At 35.3% G+C, this 9,180-nt stretch carries 8 protein-coding genes and 1 riboswitch; of the genes, 7 read left to right on the top strand and 1 reads right to left on the bottom strand.

The features are described 5' to 3' along the window. Together DTK66_RS08270 and DTK66_RS08265 are read left to right on the top strand one after the other, a co-directional pair. The coding region (locus DTK66_RS08270) for a restriction endonuclease subunit S (RefSeq protein ID WP_225209050.1) at positions 1 to 664 on the top strand (664 nt) is incomplete at its 5' end. Between the two features lie 78 nt (positions 665 to 742). Continuing rightward, positions 743 to 1,678 carry a site-specific integrase gene (locus DTK66_RS08265; protein ID WP_191668359.1) on the top strand — a complete coding sequence of 312 codons (936 nt, stop codon included), beginning with the start codon at positions 743 to 745 and terminating at the stop codon, positions 1,676 to 1,678. Between the two features lie 43 nt (positions 1,679 to 1,721). Here the strand turns inward: DTK66_RS08265 and DTK66_RS08260 are convergent, their stop codons facing one another. Next, entirely contained in the window at positions 1,722 to 2,876 is a 1,155-nt protein-coding gene (locus tag DTK66_RS08260; protein WP_191668358.1) for a restriction endonuclease subunit S, read from the bottom strand. 125 nt (positions 2,877 to 3,001) lie between these two features. On the opposite strand from DTK66_RS08260, the gene DTK66_RS08255 reads away from it, so the two are divergent. The 5 genes from DTK66_RS08255 to rihA all read left to right on the top strand — a co-directional run bounded on the left by DTK66_RS08255 (position 3,002) and on the right by rihA (position 8,867). After that, positions 3,002 to 3,907: a restriction endonuclease gene (locus DTK66_RS08255; RefSeq protein WP_191668357.1), complete on the top strand. Its 906-nt coding sequence runs from the start codon at positions 3,002 to 3,004 to the stop codon at positions 3,905 to 3,907. Between the two features lie 16 nt (positions 3,908 to 3,923). Beyond that, positions 3,924 to 4,850, top strand: a complete 927-nt coding sequence (locus DTK66_RS08250; RefSeq protein ID WP_191668356.1) for a restriction endonuclease — start codon at positions 3,924 to 3,926, stop codon at positions 4,848 to 4,850. 296 nt (positions 4,851 to 5,146) lie between these two features. Then, positions 5,147 to 7,414, top strand: a complete 2,268-nt coding sequence (locus tag DTK66_RS08245; protein WP_191668355.1) for a phospholipase D family protein — start codon at positions 5,147 to 5,149, stop codon at positions 7,412 to 7,414. Between the two features lie 171 nt (positions 7,415 to 7,585). Next, positions 7,586 to 7,723, top strand: coding sequence for a hypothetical protein (locus DTK66_RS08240; RefSeq protein ID WP_172971253.1), 138 nt, complete (start codon positions 7,586 to 7,588; stop codon positions 7,721 to 7,723). 199 nt (positions 7,724 to 7,922) lie between these two features. After that, positions 7,923 to 8,867 (top strand): pyrimidine-specific ribonucleoside hydrolase RihA, encoded by a 945-nt coding sequence (gene rihA / locus DTK66_RS08235; protein ID WP_191668354.1) that lies wholly within the window; start codon positions 7,923 to 7,925, stop codon positions 8,865 to 8,867. A gap of 57 nt (positions 8,868 to 8,924) precedes the next feature. Beyond that, positions 8,925 to 9,065: riboswitch (FMN riboswitch) on the top strand. The last annotated feature ends 115 nt before the right edge of the window (positions 9,066 to 9,180 follow it).

Genomic DNA, 9,180 nt, shown 5'->3' with positions numbered 1-9,180 from the left:
TCTCCAGCAACGAAAATTGGAGCAATTAAAGCGATTTAAGATTTTTACATTGCAGCGAATGTTTGTTGATGAAAATAGTAAACAACCTGTTTTAAGGTTTAAGGGCTTTAAAGAAAATTGGTTACCTTGTAAATTTAATGATATAGCAAATACTTTTTCAGGTGGAACTCCAGCTATTTCTAATAAGAATTACTATGGTGGTAATATTCCATTTATTCGATCTGCAGAAATTAATAAAAGTACCACTCAGTTATATTTAACACCAGACGGATTAAAAAATTCATCTGCTAAATTTATAAAAAAAGGTACACTTTTATACGCTCTTTATGGAGCAACTAGTGGAGAGGTTGGAATAGCTCAAACTGATGGAGCCATTAATCAAGCAGTAATGGCAATTAACTTAAAAAAAGACAACGTGTATTTTATAAAAACTTGGTTAATAAAGAACAAAAGCAAAATTGTTTCAACCTACCTTCAAGGTGGACAAGGAAACTTATCTGCTAAAATAGTAAAACTCTTGAAATTAAGTTTGCCTAAAATTGAAGAAGAAAAACTAATAAGCATTACGATAATGAAAATTGATAATTTGATTAAACTCCAACAATTAAAAATTGCTAACTTAACTACTTTAAAAAAATACCTTCTCCAAAAACTTTTTATCTAATTCATTGCATAAAACATAACCTCCAACAAATAATACACTTGTGTTCTTTACACAAAATTATTTATTGGAGGTTTTGCAATGTCTCGCAAACACTATAGCACTAAACTGTTTTATAAATACTATCTCGATTGGATTAGACTCTATAAAGAAAAGGCGGTTCGTAAGGTAACTTTAGATAAATACTACTTAACATATCGTAAAATAAAGAAATTAGCGCCCGATTTACACATGAATGATCTTAATCGGCAATCCTATCAAAAGTTATTAAATGACTATGCTGTAAGTCATGAAAAACAAACAACGCTTGATTTTCATCATCATTTAAAAGCCGCCTTAGTTGATGCCCTTGATGAAGGATTGCTAGAACATGATCCAACAAGACGGGCAATTATAAAAGGATGTGTTCCTAGCCATAAGAAAAATAAATTTTTAAGCTTATATGAATTGCAAAAGTTACTGCGTCACCTTAATTTGGGTGATGAGTTGAATTGGGACTGGTTTATTTTATTAGTTTCCAAAACAGGTTTACGTTTTGCGGAAGCATTAGCCTTAACCCCAGAAGATTTTGACTTTGAAAAACAACAAATTATTGTTAATAAATCATGGAATTACAAAACTCCAGCAGGTAGCTTTCAAAAGACAAAAAACGAATCGTCAAATCGGGTAGTTATGGTTGATTGGCACTTAATGAACCAATTTCGCTCACTCATTCGAGGCAAAGAAAGTAATTGGCCAGTTTTTATTCCGCATGACAAACGCGTTTTCAATTCAACGGTCAATAGCTTGTTGGAAAAATATTGTTATAAACTAGAAATTCCAACTATTTCTGTGCATGGGTTGCGTCATACTCATGCATCACTGCTATTGTACGAAGGTGTATCAGTGGCAAGTGTTGCCAAGCGACTAGGACATGCCAATACCACAACAACTCAAGAAACTTATATTCATATCATTGAAGAGCTTGAAAATAAAGACAACGATAAAGTCTTACATCATTTATCACAACTAAATTAGTCAAACAGCGACACCAGTAAAAAGATAACTGATGCCGCTGTTTTTAGATAAAAAGTTTTTGAAGGAGATACTTTTTCAAGGTAGTTAGTTGAGTAAGTTTGTTTTGCTGGAGAGTGATAAGAAAATCTAATTTTTTAAATATATCTCCAATCTTTTGTTGTTCACAACTTGTTGGGTAATTTTCGCTAAATTGTTCTACGTCTTTTTTTGATAAATTTGTCTGACTCACTCCATTGTCAAATTTTAGGAAATAAGGATTTCTATTCATTAAAATAAATAAAAAGTAGCTATTCACATTATTGTGAGGCGTAATTCCAGCAACTCTTTGATTTAGACTGTATTTTAGACTTTTTTTCACCAGAAAAGTTCTTGCCAAAGCTTTACCATTTGGTACATCAGATAATACAAAAGCAATCTCATTTTTCATTAATGGTTCAATCAACTTGTTAGAATATTTCTTTTTCTTACCACTAGTCGATACAAATTTTGAGTTAACAACTATGTAGTTACCGTGCATAAAGATATGTTGTTCATGTGCTTTTCCATTTCGGTAATCAGCAACCTCATATAACTTATGTTGCTCCCAATTTTCATTAAAGTTTTTAAATCTTAAAATAGGTTGTTTATTATTTTTATCAACAAACAATTGTTGTAACATCGCCTTCTTAAACTGTTTTAACTGCTTCAATTTTCGTTGCTGGAGAGAAAGAATATTATCTATTGTTATAATGATTGAAGCGATCTTGTCTTGTTCTTCCTTTAATTCAGGAATAGTTATATTTAACTTATCAATATCACTTAGATAGATACCAGGTTGTGCTGAAATAACTGTTCTTTTTTTTAATTGATTTTGAAAATTAGAACTTTTAGAAAGTGAAAAAAGAAAATTAGAACTAGTTAGAATGTTTTCATCTGGCCGTAGGTATGCCACACTACGCTGAAATGTTAACTTGTTAGCCTCTTTTAAAATAGCTGATCGCCCAATTGTCCCAACGATTGTTAATAATACATCACCTTTACGTAACTGGAATTTATCGTGAATTTTCTTAAAATCATTTTCAGATATTTTCCTGTCATTAGAAGTAATCACCACTCTATTATTAATAATATTTTTAGCACTTAATAACCAAGCCCCCTGTTGTACGCTTTCATATGATCCATGCGTACCATCTTTTAATAGAGAAAGACTCTTCCCCAACTTATGCTGCTCCCATTTAACATTAATATGTACTTTTATAAAAATTATCGATAATACTGAAAAATAGATGGTAAAAAGTTACGATATAATAAGTAATTAGAATATACATTTAATTAGGTGAAATTATGGCAGAATATAAAAGAAGATCAGTAGAAAAAGCAATTATTATGGCATTAAGAGATTTAGGTGGGTCAGCAAGCCGAAAAGCTATTCGGAAAGCAATCGCAGATAATGAGTATGATGGATTAACTTATGATCAGGTCTATGCAACTAAAGAGGGTAAAACAGGAACTTATTCTCCATTTTTATTTGATTTTAACTTTGGTATTCGAAATCTACGCAGTGTTCAATACATTGAAGAGCCTCATCGTAATCAAGATATTGTTCTTACTAAGGCCGGAGAGAACGATGATTTGACAAATTATCCTTCGTTAGAGCAGAAAAAAGAAATTCGTGCTTATTGGGATAAGAAAGATAAGGAACGTGCTGAACGGAATAAAAATAAACACATTGAAAAAAGCGGGGACGAATCAACTGGACCAGAAGACCAAGAGGACACTAAAGATTTAAACTGGAAAAACCAATTGATTACTCAATTAATGAAGTTTGATCCTAGTAAATTTGAAAGCTTTTCGCGCCTGTTGATTACAAAAATGGGCGTTGTAATTGATAAAGATCGCGGAATTGTTCGTTCCGGTGACCATGGGATCGATGGCTTTGGATATTTTACATCTGATGAATTCAGAACTAGTCGAGTAGCGATTCAATGTAAAAGGTACACAAAAGGAGCTGTATCTGAACCTGAAATCGATAAGTTTAAAGGGGTAATGGATAGCTTTAATGCTGAATATGGGATATTTATTACAACTAATTATTTCACAGATCGTGCTCGAAAAAAGGCAACCCAAGGAAATAATACTGTAACATTAATTGATGGGCAGACACTTGCTGAATTGGTTGAAAAATATCAATTACATATTACACCAGTTAATACGTATGCTTTAGATGATTATTACTTCGATTTGAAGTGAAATTTAGGAGTTGAAAATGATTGACTATACAACGTTAAAACATCAAGCGGATGGCACTCCGACTTGGGATGCATTTTTAGGAATTATTTTAAAAGTTGCTGTTGAAAGACAGAATTGGCAAAGCAGTGAATTAATACAAAGAACTTTAGAAGAAGCTAATTTACCGCAAAGCATGTTGCAAATGCGTTATCCACAAAAGAGTCACGATTTGGTCATGCGTAATCGGGTTAGTTTTGCTTTAAGTGATTTAGCAATTTCAGGTTTATTAGATCGACCTAAGAGAGGCCTTTATCTCCCGACTAGTCGCGGGCAAGAGCTTAGTAAAGAATATGGAATTAATATAACGAGAACTTTGATCCATAATGAGCCAGCTTATAAGAAATACAAACAAGAAAAAAGTAATCAAAAGAAAAATAGACAGAAGCAAGAAAATAAAGATTTAGCTGAAAGTCAGATTAAGGAATGGTTTAATCAGCAAAACGAAAAAACGCAGGATGAATTATTAAATCACTTGGTAAAGATGAATCCATATAAATTTGAAAACTTAATGGTTCAGTTGTTATCTGTAATGGGCTACAAGGGTGATGAAGGGCAAGCCTTAGTAACACAAAAATCAAATGATCATGGAATTGATGGAATTATTAATCAAGACCCACTAGGTTTGCAAAAGGTTTATATTCAAGTAAAAAGATATGCGCCTGATAATTCAGTTCAAATGCCAGAAATTACAGCATTTAGTGGCTCAATTAAGCTAAAGCATGCCGATAGGGGTGTATTTATTACTACTTCTACATTTACTCAAGGTGCAATCAACGCAGCAAGGGACTTAAATATTACATTGGTTAATGGCGAGATGCTAACTAATTTAATGATTCAGTATCAGGTAGGAGTAGAAGCAAAAGAACATTATATGACATATCGAATTGATGGCAATATATTTTAAGATAATAAATCTTACCTAAACCTGAAATCGCTTCCTTACATTATCATTCAAGTGCGTTATAATTAACTTAACTAGTCAACAAAGGGGCGATTATATATGAAGTGTCCATGTCATAACTTATCAAAGAACCAAAAGATTGTTTTATTAACGCTTGTCGCAGGGACCTTAATTTGGCCAATGTACTTGCTATATAAGCTAGCAAAGAAGAATTAATCTTATCCTAAGAATCACTTGCAAGTGGTTCTTTTTCTTTTCATGATATAATTTGAAAGTTAACTAAAAAGGGGGCGAACCACATGTTAGACATTCTAGATTACACAAAACAAGAATTGATTTCTGACGCCGATTTTTGGCAATTCGCTGGCGAACATCTTGAAAAGCCAACTGAATTTAGGGGCGTTTCATTTGTGTCCTCAATTAAGTTTATTGAAGAACAACTATTATCTCGCTATGATAAGGTCACTTTGATTCTCGGCTTAAGCGATAATGGGAAAGAATCAATTGGTAAACGGATGAGGCAGTTAAACGACCGGACTGAATTTGTCAATTATGGTTATGAACACCCGGATAGTGCATTTACGAAGCGAATTTTGGATGGCAGCTTGCAACTCTTATTTACCAAGCATGAATTAATTCATACTAAAATGTACCTAATGACAAATGGCGACCAGTATCTCTCATTTTCCGGTTCGATGAATTTAACCGAGGCCGCAATTCACCATAATGTAGAACAACTAGCCAGTGACTATGGAATGCAAACTGATCCGCTTTATCAATGCCATGTTCAGATGTTCAATGATAACCTCAACCATGCGACTACCTACCTAGACGCAAAGAAAATGGCCGGGTTCATTCAGGCGAAGAATAAAGAGCAACTTCAGATTAACGTCTATACCGATACAGTAAACATGGTGAAAAATAAGGATACTGGTGATCAAGATGCGGTGATTATCCCGGCGGAAGAAGTGAAAGAATATAAGGACCGGTATAGTTCTGACGACGAATTAAAGAAACTATCAGCCCAAGAAAAATTAAGTGTTGCTCAAACCGTGAAACTCTTCGGCAATGCTGGCTATAAGAAACGCAACCTTGAAAACATCGGTAAAGAACTCTACAGTCTTACCCAGGTAGTTAAGCATGTGTCTCGAAACGATGATAACTCAGGTAAGATTACCCATGAAGAAGATCTCTACCCTAAGCCAGTCTTGTTTTATAATAATGGTCAATTATTTGAAGCCCCCCGCGTTGGTGATAATGTAAAATCAGAATTAATCGAATCAGATTTAACAGGTAACCGTCTCCGTGAACAGTTACAATTATTTAGTGATATTGCCCATGAGTACGATAACTATAAAGAAGTCGGCGAAGGGTGGCAGGCTTGTGACTTCATGTGTTTTCTGTTTGAGGCCCCGTGGTTATGGAAAATCCGTAATATGTATGAATTATCGCCGAGTAGTAAATCCCGGGAAGATGTTCCTTTAGGGGTTGCGTTGATTGGACAGGGACGAACTGGCAAGTCAACCTTAGGGAAGCGACTAGCCGCTAAGCTAACTGGAAGCGGCAATTTCCTTGATGGAGGAGTTTTTGATGCTAAAAATTATGCATTGGGAAAATCAAATATCAATATGACGATTACAACGGTCTTAAGCGATTATATGTATAGTGATGGTCCTGTTAACCCAATGATGATTGATGATATTAGCCCCGACTTAACAACCCGTCCTTATTTTGACCGCTTTATTAAAGAGATTACTAATAATCGCAGTCTAACTCAGCCACTCCCATCATTTATTTTTACGATGAATCGGCGTGAAGGTGATAGTAAATCACAATTTTCCCTTAAACCGGAAATCATGCGTCGGTTATGGTATCTCAGCTTTGAATCAACTTTTGCGGGGGATGAGAATGAGCGAGAAGCTAAATTAAATGATTTGCTGGAGCGCGCTAATGATCAACTTTATCGCTATTGCCAAGTTGAACTCGCAAAGTTCTTCAATGATGTGTCACCAGCGACAGAACAAAAGATTGAGAAAGACTACCTCTACCCAATCAAATTTGTCTTAAAACAAGCGATGGATCAATTCGGGATGTTTGACCTGGTTAAGGAATACTTTGACGATAATTATGACTATTCACTTTTTGTCGGTCGTAATGATTGGACAATGCTTATTAACCAGGCGGAAATGGGTGCTGACCTAACCTTTATTCAGCAGGATGGCCAGTTAAAAGCGCAAATCAATAAGCAGCTTTTTAATAAGGTTTCAGATAGTACCGCGCGGAATAATGGTTCGATGATGATGGAACGATACTTCCAATACCTTCCCCGAAAGTATCGGATTAGTTACCAATATACCAGTACCGGTTTTATTGTCGATGTTGCTAATTTTGATCGATGGCTTAACAGTGATACTCTTCAGCAAAAGTATAATAGCAGTAAGGTAGCTCGGGACGCCCAAAAGGTAAACACCGATGCAAAGATGACGGAATTGCTTACCCGGTTAACAGAAGCACAAGAAAAGCAGGCACACCGCCATGGGATATTTGGCTGGCTTAAAAAGAAATAAGGTGAAATTATGAAACATATTTGGAAACTTAACCTATTTCAAAAAATCATTGTTTGGTTGTTTATTATTGCTTTAATTACTTGGCCCATATATTTTTACGTGAAGGCAAAATGGGGATAGAATAAGAGTGTAGGTAGTCACAGGGTTTTTAATAAAAAGGAGCCGATTTTTATGAAGAAGAATAAAACTACTACTACAACTACACAACCTAAGAAACACTCAAAGAAGGGCAAATTAGTTTTAATCACTTTGATTGCGGGAGCGATTATTTGGCCAATATGCTTATTTATGAAAGCATCATCAAAGTAATTTAATTTTGAGAAGGGATCACAATGGAGTGGTCCTTTTATTGTGGAAACAAATAAATGGAATGCGATGTATTTGTTGTGAATAATTTAAATAGTTAACACCTTAGAAGGTTTTAGTACAATTACTTCTTTCTGTTATAATAAGATTATAATTAATGTAAGCGTTATAATAATTCTCCATAGAGAAAGGAAGATAATTAATGACTAAAAAGATTATTCTCGACTGTGACCCTGGGCATGATGATGCCTTAGCTTTAACAATGGCAGTTGCATCACCTAAAATCGAATTATTAGCAGTCACGACCTCTGCGGGTAATCAAACGCCAGATAAAACTTTGAATAATGCAATGCGAATGTTAACGTTACTACACCGTGAAGATATTCCAGTTGCTCAAGGTAATCAGACTCCGTTAGTAAAACCATTAGAAACGGCACCAGAAGTTCACGGTAAGACGGGGCTTGATGGGGCTGACTTGCCTGATCCCGATTTTGCAGTTCAACCAATTCCTGCTATTGAGTTGATTGCTAAAACTCTTCGTAAAAGTGATGAAAAGGTTACATTAGTAGTCACCGGTCCAATGACAAATGCGGCCTTATTCTTGCGAGTCTATCCCGACTTGGCAAAAGAAAAGATTGATCAAATTGTTTTCATGGGTGGGGCAATGGGACTTGGGAATTGGCGACCATCAGTTGAATTTAACATTTTTGTTGATCCAGAAGCAGCTAAAATTGTAATGAACTTTGGGCTACCACTGGTAATGGCACCGTTGAATGTAACCCATAAAGCTCAGATTATGAAAGATGAGATTGATCAAATTGGGCAGATCGATAATCCAGTTGCCCAAGCTTTCTATGGTCTCTTAAACTTCTTTGAACAGTACCATGAAAATCCTAAGTGGGGCTTTAAGGGTGCGCCACTCCACGACCCATGTACGATTGCTTGGTTGATTGATCCCACCATGTTCGGTACTGACAAAATGAATGTAGATGTTGAAACTCAGGGCAATCTTACACGGGGAGAAACGGTTTGTGACTACTATCAGTTAACTGATAAGCCCCAAAATACTGAAGTCCTCCTTGATATTGACCGTGAGAAATTCATCCAATTGATCATGGATACCCTGCAAAGTTTCTCACAGAAATAAATTTGCTGTTTACAAAAAGAAAGTGAAGAGTTACACTATATATAAATTTAACAATCTAATTTTCTTCGGGGCAGGGTGAAATTCCCAACCGACGGTAACAAGTACGCTTGGAGTCCGTGACCCGTTAGCATTTATGTTAACGGTTGAACCAGTGAAAATCTGGTACCGACAGTATAGTCTGGATGGGAGAAGAAAACTAAAAATGACACAATCAGTTTAAACGTAAAGCCCCGGATAGCAGTGATGTTATCCGGTTTTATTTTTGCCGAGCTGTTTTTTTAAGTTAACTATTTAGGATATCTGTCAACTGGTA

It is taken from the genome of Limosilactobacillus walteri (assembly GCF_014830205.1).
Lineage (GTDB): Bacteria > Bacillota > Bacilli > Lactobacillales > Lactobacillaceae > Limosilactobacillus > Limosilactobacillus walteri.
This window is presented reverse-complemented; position numbering and strand designations above follow the sequence as displayed.